This is a genomic window from Nostocoides jenkinsii Ben 74 (assembly GCF_001046875.1).
GTDB classification, from domain to species: domain Bacteria; phylum Actinomycetota; class Actinomycetes; order Actinomycetales; family Dermatophilaceae; genus Nostocoides_A; species Nostocoides_A jenkinsii.
This window is the reverse complement of sequence record NZ_HF571038.1, coordinates 1,833,302-1,851,500: the sequence shown is the minus strand read 5'-3', so window position 1 is coordinate 1,851,500 and position 18,199 is coordinate 1,833,302. Positions and strand designations below refer to the sequence as shown.

Here is an 18,199-nt window from a genome sequence, read left to right as displayed (position 1 = left end):
GGCGGTGTCAAGGCGTCGTAGCAACGTGGGGTTGGCCGAGGAGGAGTCGTTCGAAGGATTCGCGGGGGGTGAGGTAGCCCAGGACGGCTCGGGGGCGTTCGTTGAGTTCTTCGGCGATGGAGTTCAGGTAGGGCTGATGGGCGGGGATGTTCTCGCCCTTGGGGATGTACTCACGGATCAGGCCGTTGGTGTTCTCGTTGCTGGGACGCTGCCAGGGGCTGTGTGGATCGGCGAAGTACACCGGCAGGTCGGTGGCGACGGTCAGCGCGGCGTGGCGGGCCATCTCGCTGCCTTGATCCCAAGTCAGCGAGGCGCGCATCATTTCGGGTAGGGCGTTGACGTGCTCGATCAGGACCTCGGCCAGGTCGTCGCTGGACTTGCCGTGATGCAGGGCCACGATCACGGTGTACCGGGACATCCGCTCGACCATGGTGGCTGCAGCGCTGGCGCCGTTCTTGCCGATGATCAGGTCGCCTTCCCAGTGCCCGGGTACCCTCCGCTCGGCGCTGCCGGGGTGTTCGTTCTCCCGGGCGGTGATGGGACGCATCCCCACGATCGGGGCCCCGCGCCTGCTCGATGAGCGGGGCTTTCGCTGGGTGCGCTTGGAGCGCAGGAAGACCCCGTGGCGGACCAGCTCGGCGCGGGGCATGGCGTAAATGAACTGGTAGATCGCCTCGTGCGAAGCCAGCAGGCCACCGGCCGGTAGGGAACCCTTCATGACCTCCACGGTGGCGTCCTCGGCCTCCAACTTCAACCGGCCGGCGATCTGACGGGGCGTGCGAGACTGCCGCAGATCGGCCAACACCCGCTGACCCAGCAGCGGATCGGCGGCCACCTTGCGCGGCTGCGGACGGGCGCGGCGCCGTTGGGCCCGCACGTCGGCGCTGACCACCCGATACCCACACGTCTTGGTGGAGTTCCGGGCAATCTCCCGGGTGATCACTGACCGATCCCGGCCCAGGTCACGCGCGATCCGCGCCGGGCTCCAGCCCGCCTTCAACCCAGCCGAAATCTCCGCCCGGTCCTTGATCGTCAACTGCCGTCTCGTGCCTGCCACCGGTCCAGCCTCCCAGCCTTCAGCCCCGATCCAGTGGAGGCTGTTGCTTGGACGCTATGACCCTGCCGACAAGTTCGTCGTTGAATTGGCTGACGCTCCAGTTGCCGAGGCGTAGGCCATGAACGTTCATTCGATCATCGGTGCTCGCTCGGGATCGGGCTCAATGGTGCGGACTTCGCGCTCGAGCTCGTCGCGCTTTCATACGTTCAGATAGCTGATGGGCCGCGGCCGCCGACCCCCCTGCCGTGCCTCACCGAAGGATGGTCCCGAGGATCGAGAACTGGTCTACTTGTCGTTTGCACGTCCTGCTGCCCGAACCCGTACGAGAGGTCGTCCCACCCGATGAAGGCCAACAGCTTCAACGAATGGTCGCGCCTGCGCGAAGCGATCGTTGGCACCTCCGCTGGCTACGAGGCACACGAGCTGGAGTTGTCGTTCCGGCTGTTCTTCAACGATGTCGCGCACTCGTCGTTCTTCTACCCGAGCATCACGGCTCGTGGCCCGCTCGACGCCGCCGACTCGCGTCGAGATCTCAACCACCGCTACGTGGAGGAGCTCGCGGAGGATGTCGAGGGGCTAGCCCAGGCGCTCGCGTCAGCTGGCGTCGTCGTGCACCGCCCCGAGGCGCTTCCGCCGGGAGCGCGGTTCTCGACGCCGCACTGGGAGGCGACAATGATCCCGGCACTCAATGTGCGCGACCAGACGATCGTTGTCGGTGACGAGATTATCGAGACGGCGCCGCAGGTGCGGGCCCGCCAGCTCGAAGGCGACCTGCTTAAGCCCGTGCTGTCGCGCTACTTCCGCGAAGGGTCGCGGTGGACGTCAATGCCGCGCCCACGCATGCTCGACGCGTCGTTCGACACGTCTTACGTGTCGGGCCACGCGACCCCGGCGATCGAGGACGTTGGGGAGTCGACTGATGGGTCGCCCGATGCGTTCGAGATCATGCTCGACGGCGCCCAGGCCGTGCGGTTCGGAAAGGACATCCTGGTCAACGTCTCGACAGCCAACCATCTGCTCGGTGCGGAGTGGCTCAAGCGCCATCTCGAGGGCCGGTTCCGCGTGCAGATCATGCACCGCTTCGCCGACAACCACATCGACAGCCTCGTGCTGCCGCTGCGTCCCGGCCTGCTGCTGCTACGCAACCCAGCCGTCGCCGACCGCCTGCCCGCTCCGCTCCAGGCGTGGGACCGTATCTACGCTCCGACGCCGTCCGAGGTGAACTTCCCGGTCTACGGCGACGATGACGTCATCATCAGCAGCCCGTACATCGACATGAACGTGCTCTCGGTTGACGAGGACACCGTTGTCGCGAACTCACTGTTTCCCGAGCTCATCAGCGAACTCGAGCGCAACGGCTTCGACGTGATCCCCGTGCGGCACCGTCACCGGCGGCTCTTCGGCGGAGGCTTCCACTGCTTCACGCTCGACACCGTGCGTGACGGCGGACTCGAGGACTACTTCGGCTATGTCGACTGGGGCCTCTGAGGAGGATGCCTAGAGTGGCGAAAATCGCAGCGACGCCGTTCGGGGGATTAGGTTGAGCCCCACGCGGAAGCCCGATTGCAGTGGCGTCGCGGCCTCGACGCTCGAAGTGCGCACGACATCGGCCAGCACGCTCGCGATCGCGTCGAACGAATAACGCTGCGCCACGCACAGGCGCGAGGCGCGGCCGAAAGGCATCCACGCGCGCTTCCAGTCTTGGTTCGCGAGATAACGCTCGGGACGGAATTCGCCGGGCGCCTCCCAGAACTCCGGATGCCGGTGCACGCTCGGCAGATGAATGATGACGCGGTCGTCGACGGCGACTGCGGCTCCCGCGAGAACGTCGGGGCGCGCGGCGCGACGCTGCACCCAATACGTCGACGGGCACAGTCGCAGCGCCTCGCGCACGATTCGGCTGAGCAGGTCGCTTTCAGGGTCGTCGAGGGATGCTCGCAGCTCGCGCTGAATGTTGGTGTGGGTGGCGAGTAGTCGAAGCGCCCACTCGGTCGGGATCGCGAGGGTACCGACGCTCAGCAACTGGGAGAGCACCTCGTCGCGGACGCGCTCGGTGCCGAGGTCGGGGAGGTGGTGGCGGAGGGGCGCACCGACCGAGGAGTCCAGGATCCAGCGGTCGACGGTCGCCTCCAGGTCGGCGGTGACCAGGGCCGCGCGACGGGTCCGCAACGGCTGCGGCCACGGCAGCTTGCCCGACCAGAAGTCGCGTCCGAGGGTGCGGAACCCGTCGACGACCGTGTCGATGTCGCGCGGGTCGGCGTCGACGCTGAGGAAGTGCCGCACGAGGTCGCCGACGACGCGCCGCTCGAGTCCGCGCCGCAGGGTACTGCCGTCGACGACGCTGAACGGCACCGACCACGAGGCCGGCGGACGTGAGGACCGGAAGACCCGGGCCGCGGCTGAGCGTCGGCGCCGCCACTCCGGGTCCATCGCGTTCCAGGTCGAGAGGCCGGATCCGACAAACGGCAGCGACAGCCGCCGGAACCCGCTGCTTCCGCCCTTGTCGGGATAGGCGTCGTTGACGTTCTCAAGCACACGAGCGGCCGCCTCGGGATGCCCGACCACGAGCACGCGTTCGCCGCAGAGATACAGCCAATAGGCGTCGCCGAGACGGCGGCCGGTCTCAAGCAGGAAGTCGTGCCCGCCGAACCGCAAATGAGCGAGCGCGCCGACGAGCGGCAGGCGAGGCGCGGTCGGTGTGACCTGGGCGGTGGTCACAGGCGTCGCAACGAGGCGCCGCCGTCGACCCCGAGCACCTGACCACTCAGCGCGTCGGGCGCTCCGTCGAGCAGGTAGGAGACAACGTCCGCGACCGCGCCGGGCGCAACGAGCGCGGCGTCCGGGATGCGCGCCGCGGGACCCGAGAACAGCGGATCGCCGTCGGTGCGGTGGCTGCGGATGATGCCCGGCGCGACAGCGTTCACCCGCACCGGCGCGAGGTGCAGCGCGAGGGCACGGGTAAGGGCGTCCGTCGCGCCCTTCGAGGTCGTGTAAGCAACCGATCCAAGGTCAGCGATTGAAGCCGCGATCGACGACAGCAACACGACATCGCGCAGGGTGCCCCGCTTTGCGAGCTCGCGCGCGAGGGCGAAGGCCGCCGTCACGTTGACGGTTAGCACCTCGGCGAAGTGCTCGGCGTCGAGCGACGCGACGGGGGTGTGGTCGACGAGGGCTGCCGCGTGAACGAGCGCCTCGACGGGGCCGGCGCGATCGGCCACCTTGTCGAGTAGCTGGGCGATGTTGAGAGACCGGAGGTCGGCTCTCACCGCGACGAGCCCGGGCGCCTCGGCGACGAGTCTCTCGGCGACGGTGGAGTTCGCGCCGTAGGTGAGGCACACTCGGCGTCCTGTGGCGAGCAGCCGACGCACAACCGCCTGCCCGACGACGCCGGTGCCGCCCGTGACGAGGGTGCATGCGGTAGCTTCTGTCACGACCATTCCCCCTGGAGTTCGAGTGCCGACACCCTATCCTCCCACCTCGCTGGAGCACATTCGGGAACTGCGACGGTTTACCGGGCACGACGGTCTGTCGGGCGCCGAGCTCTACCGCGGCGTTCTGATCGACGGCACACCGGTGGTCGCGAAACGCTCGGTTGCCGACGGCGACGTATTTCAGCGGCTGCTCGGGCACCGCAATAGCCTTGAACTCGCGCTGTGGCGCGAAGGCGTGCTCGACCGTCTGCCCGACGGCGTCTCCTCACCGACGATCGGCGGCTGGACCGAGCACGACGCGAGCTGGATCGTGATGCGTGACCTGGGCGACACGATCGTCGGGCCCGACCATCCCTTTGATGATGCCGAGGTCGACCGACTGCTAGACCGGCTCGACCGCCTGCACTCCTCGGGACTGCGACCGGCAGCGACGACATCGCTCGCTGCAGCGATCGCGATGTTCTCCCCGCCCCGGGTCGCCGAGTTGGGCACGGTCGACCTCGCTACCGCTGTCGAAGGCGGCTGGGCGGTGTTCCGCGATCTCGCCCCGGCCGGTGTCGCCGATTCGGTCGTCGCCCTCGCGCGTGACCCGGCGCCCCTCGTCGCGGCGCTCGAAGCTCGGCCGATCGGATTCTGCCACGGTGACATCGCCGGAGTAAACCTCGCCTGGCAGGGAGACGGTCTCGCGTTGCTCGACTGGGGCCAGGCCGTGCTCGCGCCGCCCGCGTTCGACATCGCGCGGTTCCTGCCTTCGGGACTCCGAAGCTCGATTCTCACCAACGACGACCTGCTCGACCGATACCGGGCTGTCACCGGGACCCGGTTCGACGAGTTCGCACTTGAGCTCTCGCTGCTCGCCGCGTTCGTCTGGTATGGCTGGCAGAAAGCGCTGGATGTCGTCGAGGTCCGTGATCCGGCCCGTCGGCGGGTCGAGGCGGATGCCTTCGCGTGGTGGGTGGATCGGCTGCCGCGCGCGATCAGCCTGCTGACGTGAGGGCTTGGAGACGCGTGCCGCGGCGCGCTCCAGGACTCGTGAGCCTGGTGCTGCTCGGACGTGCGCGCCTGCGCGATGCCGTGATCCGTGGTCATCAGCGCCGCGCGGTGCTCGTCGAGGCAAGCCCCGTGAGCCTGCCCTTTGTCTCTAGGCTCAACCGGCAGCGGATGCCGTGATCCGCGAACGACGGCCCCCACCCGGCCGGATCACGACACCGTGCGAAGCGAGCGCTCGCCGGACAGCCTGAGGCCCTGCCCCAACCTTCACGCCGACCTCTACCAGCGTCAACCCGCTGAGGTAGAGGTCGGCTGCTTCGTGGATGCGAGAAGAGTCGAACCGTCCGCGTCGGATGGTGACCTCCCGTCGGGTGATGTGGGTGGCGACCGTGCGGCGGTTCACTCCGAAGATGGATGCCAGCTCGACGAGCGTCGCGCCCTTGCGGTACTGCGCCACCAGATCGTCGACCTGCTCGGGGCGCAGAAGGGTTTGAGCCATCCCAAGTGATCGCACCACTCGACCCCTGGAATCGGAAACGTTAGGCTCAGCGGAGCGCCAGTCGTGGTTGTAGAAGCCCCGTGACCTGCGTAAAGACAAGGTTTTCAGGTGTGGGCAGGGGTTCTCAAACTCTCTACGGAGGTCCACCACCAAGAAATGGACCGACTCCGTCGGTCCGTTTTCTTGTTGGCGAAGCAGTGTGGCCCCACCCTCAGCTCCACCACCAAGAAATGGACCCTCGGCCAGTTTCTCAGTGTCCACGGGTGGCCGCGTGACCACAGTCATAGCGGGCCCGATTGGCCAGGACGGCCTCCACGTTGGACTCCGCCCACTCCCGGAGCGTCTCGACCGGCGTGGTCAAAGTGCGTCCCAGTTCACTCAGCTCGTAGTCCACGCGCGGGGGAGATGAGGGGGTCACGGTGCGCACAACGAGCCCGTCGCGTTCCATCGAGCGGAGTGTCTCGGTCAGCACTTTTGGCGTGATGGTGCCTATCCGGGCGCGGAGTTCGCCGAAGCGAAGAGCGTTGGGGACGAGGGCCAGCACAATCAGTGGAGCCCACCGGTCGGTGAGGTGGCGCAGGACGGTTCGCGAATCGCACGCCGGGTTGAGGACATCCGGGACTTGGTTCATCTCATTCTTGGTTACGTTGAGGTATCTGATATCCAATCCATACCATTATGCCCGGTCGCTTTCCACCACCAAGGAGTCATCATGAGAATTACTGTCATCGGAGCTACCGGGATGATCGGATCACGCGTTGTCGCCGAAGCCGCGCAGCGCGGCCACGACGTGACCGCGCTCAGCCGGTCCGGACGCGATGTGCTAGGCGCATCGACCGCCGGCAAGCTCGACTTGAGCGACACAGCAGGAGTCCGCGAGGCGATCGACCAATCGGACGCGACCGTCATCGCCGTGCCGTCCGATCGCACCGGCGGCTCGCATGAGCCGACGATCGAGGCCCACCGCAACCTCATCGCCGACCCGCCGCGGCAGCGCGTCCTCGTCGTCGGTGGGGCCGGGTCACTCGTCGTCGACGGAATCGCGCTTAAGGACTCCGCTGGGTTCCCCGTGGAGTACCGCGCCGAAGCCGAGACATTCACCACAATCCTGGAGCTCTATCGCGAGTCCGAAGGTGTTGATTGGACCTTGCTTTCCCCAGCCCCGGCTATCACCCCCGGCGTGCGCACCGGCGGCTATGTGACGGGCGCTGACAGCCCCGTCGGCGCCGAGATCAGCGCGGAGGACTTCGCGGTCGCCGTAGTTGACGAGTTGCAGTACCCAGCGCACCGCTTGGCTCGCTTCACGGTGGCCGCACGCTGATGACCGAGCGTGCCCGGCGCCTGGCGCGCCGGGCACGGGTCACGGCAGGTCAGAGGCCGCCGGTCCGTTTGGCCCGCTCGATGGTCGTGGCCATCGCGGGGGCGCCATCCTCCGGGTAGCCCTCGTCACCCGGGGCCACACCGGCGTCGGCGATCTTGTCGAGGACCGCCATCCCGGCCTCGGTGACCTCCCCGAAGACGGTGTAGTCCGGGCGGAGGCGGGAATCGGCATACACCAAGAAGAACTGGCTCCCATTGGTATCCGGGCCCCCATTGGCCATCGCGAGCAGGCCGCGCGTGTAGTTCTTGCGCGATCCGTCCGCGAAGCCTGGCCAATTGGGCAGCGCGTGGGCTGTCGTGAGTTCGTCCTTGAACCAGTAGCCAGGGTCGCCCCAGCCGCTACCGAGCGGGTCACCGCACTGCAGAACCGAGAGGGCGGATGGCGTTGTGTGATAGGCGGTCAGCCGGTGGCAGTCCGTGCCGTCGTAGTACTTCTGGCGGGTGAGGTAGAGGAAGCTCGCGACGGTGCACGGGGCGCCGGCCTTGTCGAGAACGACCGGGATGTCGCCGTGATTGGTCTTGAGGACGACCGAGGCGTTGCCCTTGGTTTGCGCGTTCTTCGGGTCCGGCGGCAGGCCGACCCAGGTCGAGTAGGTCTGGTCGTCCAGCGGCGTGAAGGCGCAGGCGCCGGTCGTCGGAGGCGAGGTCGGACTGTCCGGCTTCGCTTGGGCGGCCGGCGCGATGGCGGCGGTCGTGGCCAGGGCCAGGGTCGCGATAGCGGTTCTCGTGAGGGTGCGGGCGCGTCGTGTGGTCAGCATGATTTCCTGCCTCTCGGATGCCGAGGCCGGGTGGGCCTCCCTTGGCACCATAGGCCCGTCTGATCGGTCGGGCACCTCGAAGCGCCCGCCCAGCTACCGCCGCCGCAGACGCTGCTGCTCAACGTCAGCTACTGGTGAGCCGCAGGAAGTCGCCCAAGAGCATCAACTCGTCCGGGGTCGCAGGGGTGAAGTCGGTCAACTCGGGGGAGTGGATCACGAACGCGGCCCACTTGCCTCGCGAAAGCGCCACATTGAGCCGGTTGCGGTTGAGCAGGAAGCCCATTCCCCGGGACACATCGGTGCGCGCGGACGCGGCCATCGAGATGAAGACGAGCGCGCCCTCCTGACCTTGGAACTTGTCGACGGTCCCGATAGGCACGCCGGTCAGACCGGCCGCGTCGAGGACCGTGCGCAGCACGTGCACCTGCGCGTTGTAAGGCGTAACCACACGAATGTCGCTCTCCCGCAACGGGCGAGGTCCCTCTGCGTCGTCCGGGTCGTCCCAGAGCAGGCCGAGTAGTCCCGCGATGCGTGCGGCGATTGCCTCCGCTTCCTCCACCGACTCCGTGGTGTTGTCCCGATGGACCACGGGTATGACGTGCACTCCCGCCTCGATCCCGGCCAGCGATCGGCGGGTGGTGACGGTGGGCTCGGCGGCGAGGGAACCGGCATACGACAAGGCGGACACCCGATCCGCCAGGGCCGGGTGCATGCGGTAGGTGGTCGCCAGGAAGTAGCCCCGGGACTCCGCAAGCGTGGGTCGGCCCTCGATGAGCCAGCCGAGGGCCGAGGTATCGATCGGCTCCGGGTGACTGCCCTGGCTCACCTCCGGAAGCTGTTGCGGATCACCCAACAGCAGCAGCCGGTCGGCGACGACCGACACCGCAACCGTGTTGGCCAGGGAGTATTGCCCGGCCTCGTCGATGACGAGCAGGTCGAGTTGGCCGCGTTGGAAGCGCCGGGGATGGGTGAAGTCGTATGCCGTGCCACCGATCACATAACCCGACTCGGCGTGCTCGACGGCGAAGGCCACGGTGTCCTTGTCGCGCTCGACCAGGCGTTGCCAGGCAACGCCTTCTCGGTCGGGGGCGTACTTCGCGACGCGGTCGGGGTCCAGGCCGGCCTTGACCACCGCGTCCAGCACATTCTCGACGGCGGCGTGGGCTTGGGCGACGACCCCGATCTTCCAGTGGTGCTCCGCGACGAGGCGGGCGATGACGTGGGCGGCGACATACGTCTTGCCGGTGCCGGGTGGGCCCTGGACGGCGAGATAGGAGTGATCGAGGTCCAGCGTGGCGGAGCCGATGGCGTGGACGAATTGGTCGGCGCTTCCGTCGAGCGGCGGCAGCGTGGAACCGCTGGCCAACCGTGGCGGGCGGCGGGCCAGCAGATCGAGCGCGGGTCCCGCCGGCAGCATCGGCCACGATGTGGCCACCGACTCGGCGACCTCGGCCAGGGCCGTGTCGAGGTGCATCGTCCCCGGTGGCGGTTTCGGGACAAGGGCCAGTGGCAGGTCGCCAAACGGCGTGAACCGGGTCGGCAGCGTCTCCTCGACCTGCCACACCTCCTGGCCGTCCGGACCGGCATTGACGGCAAGCACCTTCGCGCCGGTCTCGGCCGCACGGACGCCTCGATCCGCAGGAGCGAGCTCGGCAGGAGCCGGGATGTCATAGAGGACCGTGAAGTCCGAGCCGACCCGGACGGGGCGACTGCCGCGACCCAGGCGTCCGGTGATCTCCACGACCCGTCTCAGGGTGCGTTGCTTGCCCTCCTTCCCCCAATCGCTCAGGGCCGTGGCGTGGTGAATGTGGAACACGTCGGCCTGCCCCGCCCACTCATCCACCGGGTGGCGCAGCCGATCGAAGTGGGTCCACCAGAAGGGTTTCTGCTCGCGCCGGTTGTATTGGACCGCGGCCGCCATCAGGGCCAGCGCCTGCTGGTCGGCGTCACGATCCTGGACGGGGATGTCGCCGAGCAGGGCACGCAACTCCGCCTCGACCGCCTCCGCCCGTTGCCAGGTCGCCGACCGGACGGGGGGCGTGGCCTCCGCCGACTCAGGCAGGCTTGAGGCACGCGACGACTCCGCCTCGGCAGCGGACACCGGATCGCGACCGATCTGGCTGAGGAGCCAGTCGCGCAGCCTCAGTGTGGAGAGGCAGTCGTATTCGTTGTAGGCGCGAATGGCCTCCAATCGTGCATGTGCCTCATCCTGGCGTCCCTCGATCACGGCCTGACTGAACTCGTGATAGGCCACGATCGAGTCGCCGCCGGTGGCCACCGACCCCGTCCGCAGATCGTCGCCCATGTAGAGCGGCTCGAGCTTCTTGATCGAGTAGGAGTCCTGGGAGACCCGGATGGCGGCGCGGACCACGGCATACAAATCGACCAGCACGCCTGCGCGGAGGAGGTCGTCCACGGCCTGCTCGCCCACGCCGTAGCGGGCCGCGAGCCGCAGCAGGGTGGTTTTCTCGTAGGCCGCGTAGTGGTAGATGTGCATGTCCGGAAAGGTCGCCCGCCGGGCCTCCACATAGGCCAGGAAGTCGGCGAGAGCCTGCCTCTCCTGCGCTCGGTCGTGCGCCCAGAACGCCCGGAAGACCGGCTCGGCCCCGTCGACAGGCGCCTCGATGATCCCGAACAGGTATTCCAGGCCCCAGCGATGCGAGCCTGGCTCGGTCCACATCGGGTCGCCCTCGAAGTCGAAGAAGATGTCGCCCGGGCTGGCTGGTGGGAGGGTTTCGAGTGGGAGTGGATCGATCACCTCGGCGCTGACCCGACCGGTCTCGGCCTGGGAGCGTTGCATCCGGGCCTGGGCGACGACCTTGGCCAGCGTGGTGTCGGGCAGGTCAGGCACGGACTCGGTGCGGACCGCCAGGTCCGCCATCGTCTCGACTCCGGCCGCGATCAGGCGTTTGCGCTGGCTGGGATAGACGCCGGCGACCAGGAGGACGTCGTCGGTGGCCTGCAATTCGGCAACGCACTCCGGGCAGTGACCGCACGCGTGGACGCCGGTCGCCCCCCATCGCGCAGGCTCGCCGGAGTCGTGGTGGGCATCCAGCAGCTCCAACAGCCGGCGCCGGCGGCTGCGCTGGACGGGCCCGACGACGGCGAGGGGATAACTCTGGCGCTCGCCGTGGCCGAGGATCAGCATCGCGTCGGGAGCCACCGGGACCCCGCTCTCGGCGAGCTCCTCGGCATACGCCGCGAGTTGCAGCAGGCTCGCGACCGACTCGTGTCGGGAGAGTTTGGTGTCCCACACCTGCCAGCGGCCGCTCTCGTCCCGGACCACGAAATCGGCGAAGCCGACGAAGCGCTCGTCGACGAAGGCGGCTTGATAGATGACGTCCGCCTCGCCGGACAACGACTCCCGCGTATGCCGCGCCGCGCCTTCCAGCGCGGCCCTCGTCAGGCGGGGGCGGGGGATCTGCACGACCCGCCCGGGATGGTCCCGCATCAACTCCCGGAGCACGCGTTGCTCGTGCGCCAGGCCCAAGGCGGCGGTGCGCTCGGTGAGGGCATCCGCCCCGCCGGCGGCCGCGCTGCGCCCGAGGACGGCATCGAATGATCGCAGCAGCGACCACTCGCACGCCGCGGCGGCACGCAGATCGGTTGCGCTGACCATGACGCGCGACTCGCCGGGAAGGATGAACACAAGGGGGACCATATGCGCTGCCGCCGACAACCCCTTTTCCGGCGTGGCGCGTCCGGCAGTCGGCCGATCAGATCCAGCTCGGCAGCCACATGCGCAGTCGCCAGGAGTCGTACGGAATGACCTGGGCCGTATAGATCGGCCAGTAGAACGCGAAGAGTGCCAGGGAGGCAAGGCAGAAACCGCCCACCCACAGCAACCCGATACGCCGTCGGCGAGGGCTGTCGGTGGCCTTGCCCAGAATCAACCCCAGGACAAAGACGGCGGAGAGGACGACCCATGGCTGGAACGCAATGGCATAGAACTGAAAGATCGTCCGGTGCTGCAAGTTGAACCACGGCAGCCAGCCAGCGGCGAGGCCACACAAGATGGCGCCCGCCCGCCAGTCGCGCCGGATCGCCCAGTGATAAACCAGGAAGAAGATCCCGATCGCGGCCAGCCACCAGATCGTGATCGTGCCGAGCGAGGAGATCGCCTTCGAGCACTCCGTGACCGTGCAGCCGTCCTGGCCCTTCTTGGGGCCTTCATAGAAGAACGATGTCGGTCGTCCCTGCACGATCCACGTCCACGGATTGCTCATGTAGTCGTGCGGGGAGGTCAGCGTCTGGTGGAAGCGATACGCCTCCGTGTGATAGCTCCACAGCGACCGGAGCGCGTCCGGGATCCAGCCGTGGGTCGCCGGGTGGGTCTCGGCCCACTGTCGCTTGTAGCCATATGTACTGAGGAACCAGCCCGTCCAGGAGAGCAGATACGTCACGAGGGTCAGCCCGACCATCGTGATGGCGGCAATCGGGGCTTGGACGAGGAGGGTCGAGGCGACCCAGCGGCGCACCCCGGCGGCCCGATAGGCACCCATGTCCCACAGGACGGTCATCAGTCCGAAGGCAACCAGGAAGAACAGCCCGGACCACTTCGTGCCGGTGGCCAGGCCAAGGCAGATTCCGGCCACCCAGCGCCATGGGCGGAAGCCGAGGATGGGTCCCCACGTCTCATACGTATGGACCGAGACCCGCCCCACGTGTTCGGCCAACCGCTCGCGGGCCTGATCCCGGTCGATCAACAACGCGCCGAATGCGCTGAGCACGAAGAACATCAGGATCAGGTCGAGCAGGCCCGTGCGGGACTGCACGAAATGGTGGCCCTCGAAGGCCGTCAGAAAGGCCGCGATCGTCCCGAGCAGGCTGGAGCGAAAGAGTCGGCGCGCGATGCGGCCGATCATCAGGATCGAGAGGGTGCCGAGCGTGCAGACGGAGAACCGCCATCCCCAGCTCGAGGTCCCCCCAAATATCCATTCGCCGATCGCGATGACCCATTTGCCGACCGGCGGGTGCACGACCATGTCGCCATTGGCCGTGCTGAAGACGCTCAGATTCCCGTGCGTGAAGAGCGGGTCGACGACCTTGCCCTCGCCGAGCCAGCGCATCTCGACGCCGTACTCGAGCATCGAGATGCCCTGCTTGACGTAGTAGGTCTCGTCGAAGACCAGTTGATGCGGTCGATCGAGCCGCCAGAAGCGGATCAAGCCCCCGAGGACGGCGAAGAGCAGCGGCCCGAACCAGCCCATGAACCGGTCGGTCGGGCGGTATCCGAGCAGCCGCAATTGCAGTTGCTCGGTCCTGGTCACGCGGGTCATCGTATGTTGCGCGCCCGAGTCTTCCGGTGAGGTCGCGACCGCGCAGGCGATCCACCCGGCGAGCCGCGAGGGCGCAATTCGTGTGGGGTCCATAGGCTCGCGGGTGTGAAGCCCCGAGCCACTGCGGATCAAACAGCGGATCAATCCGGGTCGACGGGCGTCGGTCCGCGGGTGACCGTCGACGAAGTGTCCAAGGTCGTCGGTGATGTCACACTGCTGGCTCCGGTGTCGCTGGTGGTCGAGCCCGGCCAGTGTGTAGTCGTTCGCGGCCGCAACGGAATCGGCAAGACCACCTTGCTCAAGATCATCGCCGGGCTGCTCGAGCCCACCACCGGCTCGGTGCTGATCGGAGACCGCCGCGCCGACGAGCGCGACCAGGCCATCCGGGGTCGGGTGGCGGCACTGTTGGGGGCGCCCGCGGCATACCGCGATCTGACCTTGGCCGATCACCTCACCTTGATCGACGCCACCTGGGGACGCGACGCGCAGTCGTGCGAGGAGCGCGTGGACGCCGCCCTGCACCAGGTCGGCATCGGCGATCTCGGCGGCCGGTTCCCGCACGAGTTGTCGTCCGGACAAGGCCAACTGTTCCGGCTCGCCTTGACGCTGTTCCGCCCGGCCGATCTGCTCATCCTCGATGAACCCGAGCAGCGGCTCGACACCCAGAAGCGGCGCGCGCTCGCAGCGATCCTGAGCGAGCGGCGCGATGCCGGCGCCACGCTGCTGGTCGCCAGCCACGACCCCCTGCTCACCGACGCGATCGCCGACGAGGTGCTCGACCTCGGCTGGGGTGAGGGGAATCCCGAGGGCGCGGAGGGCCACGCCGATGAGGTAGACGACGACCCTGCCGGCTCGCCGTGACCAGGCGCCCCGCAAGCATCGACATCGCGCGTCTCGACGATGCACTCCACGTCCTGCATGGCGAGGAGGGCACCGGCACGATCCGCCGATTGCTCTACGCCTTCTATCTGGTGGCGATCTTCGGCGGCGTCTATGGCTTCAACCTGCTCCGCGCCCTGCTGGTGACCTCCGATCCGCAGTGGGTCAGGTCCGCCGCGCAGTCCGTATGGGGAGTGCTCGCCCTCCTCGCGACATCGGCGGCTCTCACCGCGCTCGCCTGGGCGACGGGACGCGTGCGCGGGCCGGTGGTGCCACCGCTGCCCTTCATCGATTCGGTCGTGGCCTCGGCGATCGACCGGGCCGAGGTTCTGCGCGAGCGCGCGCTCGCGCTCTTGATCGCGGGGGCCGGAATCGGAGCGCTGATCGGCGCCCTGGTCGGGGGAGCGGTCGTGGGGGCGGGGCTGGGTGGCGTTGCCGCCGTCATCGTGACCATCGTCGCCGCGACGACCCTTGGCCTGCTTGTCGCGGTGACGGCCTTGCTGGCCCAAGCCGCAGACTCGGACGGCCTGCGCCGCGACACCCGGGCAGCCGACCCGGCCAGCCGCCACCGCCTGACTGTCGCCAACCTGCTGCGCAGCCTGCGCCTTGAGCAACTCCGCGTCCACGCCGTGCGCACCACCCACATCGGCGGCGCCGTCCTCGCCGGGGACCTCCGCGCCGCGCGCCTCGACGTCGCCGCGCCGATCACCCGCGCACGGAATCGCCGGCTCCGGCCAGGCTCGCCGATCCTGACGGTCGTGCGGCGCGACCTGCTCGGTCTGCGGCGCACCCCACGACGCGCGGTTGCCGGGCTGCTCGGGCTGGGCGCGGCATACGCCCTGATCGCGGTCGCGGCCGGGCAGCCGGCGGCCCCGCGCATCCTCGGCCTCCTCGCCCTGGTGGTGGCGTATTTCGCGTTTGGCGCGCTTGCCGAGGGGGTGCGCCTCGTCGCCGACAACGCCGGGACCCCGCCACTGATCGGCCTCGCCTTCCGCACCGAGGCGGCCGCCCACCTGGTCATCCCGGTCCTCGGTGCCCTCGTCATCGGTCTGCCCGTGGTCGCCCTCGTCTCCGGCGCCACCGGCCTCGACCCTCGGATCCCCCTCGGCGCCGCCGGCGCCGCCACGCTCATCCTGGCCGGCACCACCTTGATGGCGGCATTCCGCGGCTCCCCGCCGGACCTCTCGTTCGTCGCCGAGGTCGGCCCGATGACCATGGCTTATTGGTATGCCCGTCCGGTCACCGTCGCGGCCTTCTCCGGCGGGTTGCCCCTCGCCGCACTGGCCGACCGGCCCCTTCTCGCGCCGTTGACCATCGGGTTCGTCCTCGGGGCGGGTGTGTTCACCATCTGGTACGGCCTGCGCCTCGCCCGCCAACTCGAGCTCGGTCACCGCATCTGAGTTCGCTCACCGACCACTGGATTGCTCGCCGACCACTGGAAGGATGGCGGCCATGCCACTGGTCCTTGCCGCCACACCGATCGGTGACCCGCGCGATGCCAGCGCCCGCCTCATCGCGGAGCTCGCCGGCGCCGACGTCATCGCCGCCGAGGACACCCGTCGCACCCGCCGACTGTGCGCGGCCCTCGGCGTCACCCCGCAGGGTCGATTGCTGAGCTACCACGAGCACAACGAGTCGGCGGTCACCGCCGATCTCATCGCCCGGCTCGCCGCCGGCGAGCGCGTCCTGCTCGTCACCGACGCCGGGATGCCGTCGGTCTCCGATCCCGGCTATCGCCTGGTCGCCGCCGCCGTCGCCGCCGACCTCCCCGTCACCTGTGCCCCCGGTCCCAGCGCGGTTCTGGTCGCGCTCGCCCTCTCGGGGCTGCCGGTCGACCGCTTCGCGTTCGACGGCTTCCTGCCGCGCAAACCGGGGGAGCGGGCCCGCGTCCTCGCCGACCTCGCCACCGAGCGGCGCACGATGGTCTTCTTCGAGGCGCCCCATCGCACCGAAGCCACGCTGCGCGCGTTGGCCGAGGCATTCGGTGCCGACCGCCCGGCCGCCGTCTGCCGCGAACTCACCAAGACCTACGAAGAAGTCCGCCGCGGTTCGCTCACCGATCTCGTCGACTGGGCGGCGAACGGCGTCCTGGGCGAGGTCACCATCGTGGTGGCGGGTGCGACGGCGCCGGTCACCGACCTCGCCACCGCGGTGGCGCAGGTCCGCGAGCTCATGAATGACGGCCTGCGTCTGAAGGACGCGTGCGCCGAGGTCGCCGCGCTCACCGGGCAATCCAAGAAGGCCCTGTATGACGCGGTGCTCGCCACCCGTTAGACAGGGCAGCCCCCTGGCGGACGCCCCACAGCTATGCCGCGGGGCGCGTCACCACGTAGAGCGCGTAGTCGAACGCCCTCCCGTCCCGGTGGATCGGCAGCACGACCTCGCTCACCCGGTCGGGTCCCGCCACCTCACCCAGGAGCGCCAGCAACGCCGGCTCGCGCTGCGCGGCCCAGATCACCAGCACCCCGCCGGGTGCCACCCGGGCGAGGGCCGCGCGGAGGGCGGGCTCGCCATACAGAAGGTGGTTGGGTTCGTGGACGAGGAACGAGGGTCCGTTGTCGACGTCTAGCAAGACCACGTCGTATTCGGTGCCCGCCGTCCCAAGGAAGGCACCGACATCCCCCTCGACCAGGCGAACCCGCGGATCCGCGCCGACCGCGGTCAGCGCCGGCACCAGGTCGGCGCGCGCCCAGTCGAGCAGCGCGGGTTCGAGTTCCACGACGGTGACCTCCTCGACCCTCGCATCCCGCAGGACCGCGAGGGCGGTATGCCCGAGCCCGAGCCCGCCGATGAGCACCCGGTCGGGCCGGGGACAGCGGGCGAGCGCCACTTCCGCTAATGCGATCTCGCTGGAGGTTTCGGCGTCGTCCATCGCGAAGATGCCGGCCACGATGAGTTCGTGCACCGGCCCGGCCGGACCCTGCCGAACCCGAAGTGCCACGACGCCGCGCGCACCGTCGGCGCGGGCCACGGTTCGTGGAGGCTCAGCGGGCAGCACGCCGCGATCGTATGCGGCGCCAGCCGGCCAGCTACGGGAGGCTTTCCGGCGCTATGCATGGCAAACCCACAGTCAGAAAGCCTCCCAAAGCGCCGGGTAGTGGGATTGGGCGGGAATCCGACACCCTCCGGCGGCGTGGGAGGCTACCGGCCGGTAGACCTAATCTCACACGCCACGCGGGGGGTCCGGGGCGGCGATTGTGCGAGGTGAGCGATAGGTTGCCCTCGTGGCAACCTCGACCCTTCCCGCAACGAAGCCGGCATCGCGGTCGTCGATCGGCTTGAAGCTGCTCATGGCGGCGACCGGCTTGATCTTCGTCGGCTATGTGCTCCTGCACGCCTACGGCAACCTCATGGTGCTCGGCGGCGCGGACACTTTCAACGCCTATGCACACCACCTGCGCACCTTCGGTGAGCCCATGCTGCCCTATGGCGGCCTCCTCTGGATCGTGCGCATCGTGCTGCTGGTGAGCCTGGTGCTGCACGCCTATTCGGCGATCACCTTGTGGGGACGGGCCAATTCCGCCCGCAGCACGCGCTACGCCGTCAAGAAGAATGTCGGCTCGACACTGGCCTCGCGCACGATGCGCTACGGCGGCCTCGCCCTGCTGCTCTTCGTGGTCTTCCACATCCTGCACCTGACCACCCACACCATCCACCCGCAGGGCGAGCAGCCGACGCCCTATGCCAATGTCGTCAACAGCTTCGACAAGTGGTGGCTCGTGCTGATCTATGTGTGCGCGGTGCTGGCGCTCGCCTTCCACCTCTTCCATGGCGTATGGAGCGCCGCCCAGACCCTGGGCCTGACCTCCACCGCCGCCTCCCGTGCTCGGGCGAAGCTCGTCGCCCACTTCGTCGGCGCGCTCGTCGCGACGGCCTTCTTGATCCCCCCCCTGGCCATCTTGTTCGGAATCGTGGAGTGAGTTGCT

The 18,199-nt window shown here is 68.6% G+C and carries 16 protein-coding genes; 7 read left to right on the top strand and 9 right to left on the bottom strand.

All coding sequences use genetic code 11. The features are described from left to right. Positions 1-7 precede the first annotated feature (7 nt). Positions 8-1,057, bottom strand: coding sequence for an IS30 family transposase (locus tag BN13_RS08615; RefSeq protein ID WP_235433932.1), 1,050 nt, complete (start codon positions 1,055-1,057; stop codon positions 8-10). 342 nt (positions 1,058-1,399) lie between these two features. Between BN13_RS08615 and BN13_RS08610 the strand changes: the two genes are divergently transcribed. Continuing rightward, entirely contained in the window at positions 1,400-2,545 is a 1,146-nt protein-coding gene (locus BN13_RS08610; protein ID WP_048546054.1) for a glycine amidinotransferase, read from the top strand. 9 nt (positions 2,546-2,554) lie between these two features. Here BN13_RS08610 and BN13_RS08605 read toward each other — a convergent pair whose 3' ends face one another. Then, a complete protein-coding gene (locus BN13_RS08605) occupies positions 2,555-3,775 on the bottom strand; it encodes a cytochrome P450 (RefSeq protein WP_048546052.1) in 1,221 nt (406 codons plus the stop codon). Continuing rightward, a complete protein-coding gene (locus BN13_RS08600; RefSeq protein ID WP_162199934.1) occupies positions 3,772-4,488 on the bottom strand; it encodes an SDR family NAD(P)-dependent oxidoreductase in 717 nt (238 codons plus the stop codon). The genes BN13_RS08605 and BN13_RS08600 overlap by 4 nt, the downstream gene beginning before the upstream one ends. A gap of 22 nt (positions 4,489-4,510) precedes the next feature. Here BN13_RS08600 and BN13_RS08595 point away from each other — a divergent pair, with 22 nt between their 5' ends. Then, complete coding sequence (locus tag BN13_RS08595; RefSeq protein ID WP_048546048.1) at positions 4,511-5,482, top strand: phosphotransferase; 972 nt, start codon at positions 4,511-4,513, stop codon at positions 5,480-5,482. A gap of 153 nt (positions 5,483-5,635) precedes the next feature. Here the strand turns inward: BN13_RS08595 and BN13_RS08590 are convergent, their stop codons facing one another. Then, entirely contained in the window at positions 5,636-5,977 is a 342-nt protein-coding gene (locus tag BN13_RS08590) for a hypothetical protein (RefSeq protein WP_235433992.1), read from the bottom strand. A 250-nt stretch (positions 5,978-6,227) separates the two neighbouring features. Beyond that, a complete protein-coding gene (locus BN13_RS08585) occupies positions 6,228-6,608 on the bottom strand; it encodes a winged helix-turn-helix transcriptional regulator (RefSeq protein ID WP_048546044.1) in 381 nt (126 codons plus the stop codon). Between the two features lie 81 nt (positions 6,609-6,689). On the opposite strand from BN13_RS08585, the gene BN13_RS08580 reads away from it, so the two are divergent. Then, the gene (locus BN13_RS08580) at positions 6,690-7,298 is read left to right on the top strand and encodes an NAD(P)-dependent oxidoreductase (protein WP_048546042.1); all 609 of its coding nucleotides are present in this window, start codon (positions 6,690-6,692) and stop codon (positions 7,296-7,298) included. A 49-nt stretch (positions 7,299-7,347) separates the two neighbouring features. Here BN13_RS08580 and BN13_RS08575 read toward each other — a convergent pair whose 3' ends face one another. From BN13_RS08575 to BN13_RS08565, 3 genes are all read right to left on the bottom strand, one after another. Continuing rightward, positions 7,348-8,115 (bottom strand): peptidylprolyl isomerase, encoded by a 768-nt coding sequence (locus BN13_RS08575; RefSeq protein WP_048546040.1) that lies wholly within the window; start codon positions 8,113-8,115, stop codon positions 7,348-7,350. Between the two features lie 124 nt (positions 8,116-8,239). Further along, complete coding sequence (locus tag BN13_RS08570; RefSeq protein WP_084733646.1) at positions 8,240-11,764, bottom strand: TM0106 family RecB-like putative nuclease; 3,525 nt, start codon at positions 11,762-11,764, stop codon at positions 8,240-8,242. A 67-nt stretch (positions 11,765-11,831) separates the two neighbouring features. Beyond that, positions 11,832-13,394: a dolichyl-phosphate-mannose--protein mannosyltransferase gene (locus BN13_RS08565; RefSeq protein WP_048549020.1), complete on the bottom strand. Its 1,563-nt coding sequence runs from the start codon at positions 13,392-13,394 to the stop codon at positions 11,832-11,834. Positions 13,395-13,499: 105 nt separating this feature from the next. Here BN13_RS08565 and BN13_RS08560 point away from each other — a divergent pair, with 105 nt between their 5' ends. Genes BN13_RS08560 through rsmI form a run of 3 tightly spaced genes read left to right on the top strand, consistent with a single transcriptional unit; the run spans position 13,500 to position 16,547 of the window. Then, complete coding sequence (locus BN13_RS08560) at positions 13,500-14,255, top strand: ABC transporter ATP-binding protein (protein WP_235433991.1); 756 nt, start codon at positions 13,500-13,502, stop codon at positions 14,253-14,255. Continuing rightward, positions 14,252-15,673 (top strand): hypothetical protein, encoded by a 1,422-nt coding sequence (locus BN13_RS08555; RefSeq protein WP_048546036.1) that lies wholly within the window; start codon positions 14,252-14,254, stop codon positions 15,671-15,673. The genes BN13_RS08560 and BN13_RS08555 overlap by 4 nt, the downstream gene beginning before the upstream one ends. A 43-nt stretch (positions 15,674-15,716) precedes the next feature. After that, the gene (gene rsmI / locus BN13_RS08550) at positions 15,717-16,547 is read left to right on the top strand and encodes a 16S rRNA (cytidine(1402)-2'-O)-methyltransferase (protein WP_048546035.1); all 831 of its coding nucleotides are present in this window, start codon (positions 15,717-15,719) and stop codon (positions 16,545-16,547) included. Between the two features lie 31 nt (positions 16,548-16,578). Here rsmI and BN13_RS08545 read toward each other — a convergent pair whose 3' ends face one another. Continuing rightward, the gene (locus BN13_RS08545; protein WP_157038509.1) at positions 16,579-17,271 is read right to left on the bottom strand and encodes a spermine/spermidine synthase domain-containing protein; all 693 of its coding nucleotides are present in this window, start codon (positions 17,269-17,271) and stop codon (positions 16,579-16,581) included. Between the two features lie 226 nt (positions 17,272-17,497). Between BN13_RS08545 and BN13_RS08540 the strand changes: the two genes are divergently transcribed. Continuing rightward, the gene (locus tag BN13_RS08540; RefSeq protein ID WP_048546034.1) at positions 17,498-18,193 is read left to right on the top strand and encodes a succinate dehydrogenase cytochrome b subunit; all 696 of its coding nucleotides are present in this window, start codon (positions 17,498-17,500) and stop codon (positions 18,191-18,193) included. Positions 18,194-18,199 lie beyond the last annotated feature (6 nt).

Coding starts and splice junctions, on each gene's coding strand:
- BN13_RS08610 (WP_048546054.1), top strand. CDS start 1,400: ATGAAGGCCAACAGCTTCAACGAATGGTCGCGCCTGCGCGAAGCGATC.
- BN13_RS08590 (WP_235433992.1), bottom strand. CDS start 5,977: ATGGCTCAAACCCTTCTGCGCCCCGAGCAGGTCGACGATCTGGTGGCG.
- BN13_RS08585 (WP_048546044.1), bottom strand. CDS start 6,608: ATGAACCAAGTCCCGGATGTCCTCAACCCGGCGTGCGATTCGCGAACC.
- BN13_RS08580 (WP_048546042.1), top strand. CDS start 6,690: ATGAGAATTACTGTCATCGGAGCTACCGGGATGATCGGATCACGCGTT.
- BN13_RS08575 (WP_048546040.1), bottom strand. CDS start 8,115: ATGCTGACCACACGACGCGCCCGCACCCTCACGAGAACCGCTATCGCG.
- BN13_RS08565 (WP_048549020.1), bottom strand. CDS start 13,394: ATGACCCGCGTGACCAGGACCGAGCAACTGCAATTGCGGCTGCTCGGA.
- rsmI (WP_048546035.1), top strand. CDS start 15,717: ATGGCGGCCATGCCACTGGTCCTTGCCGCCACACCGATCGGTGACCCG.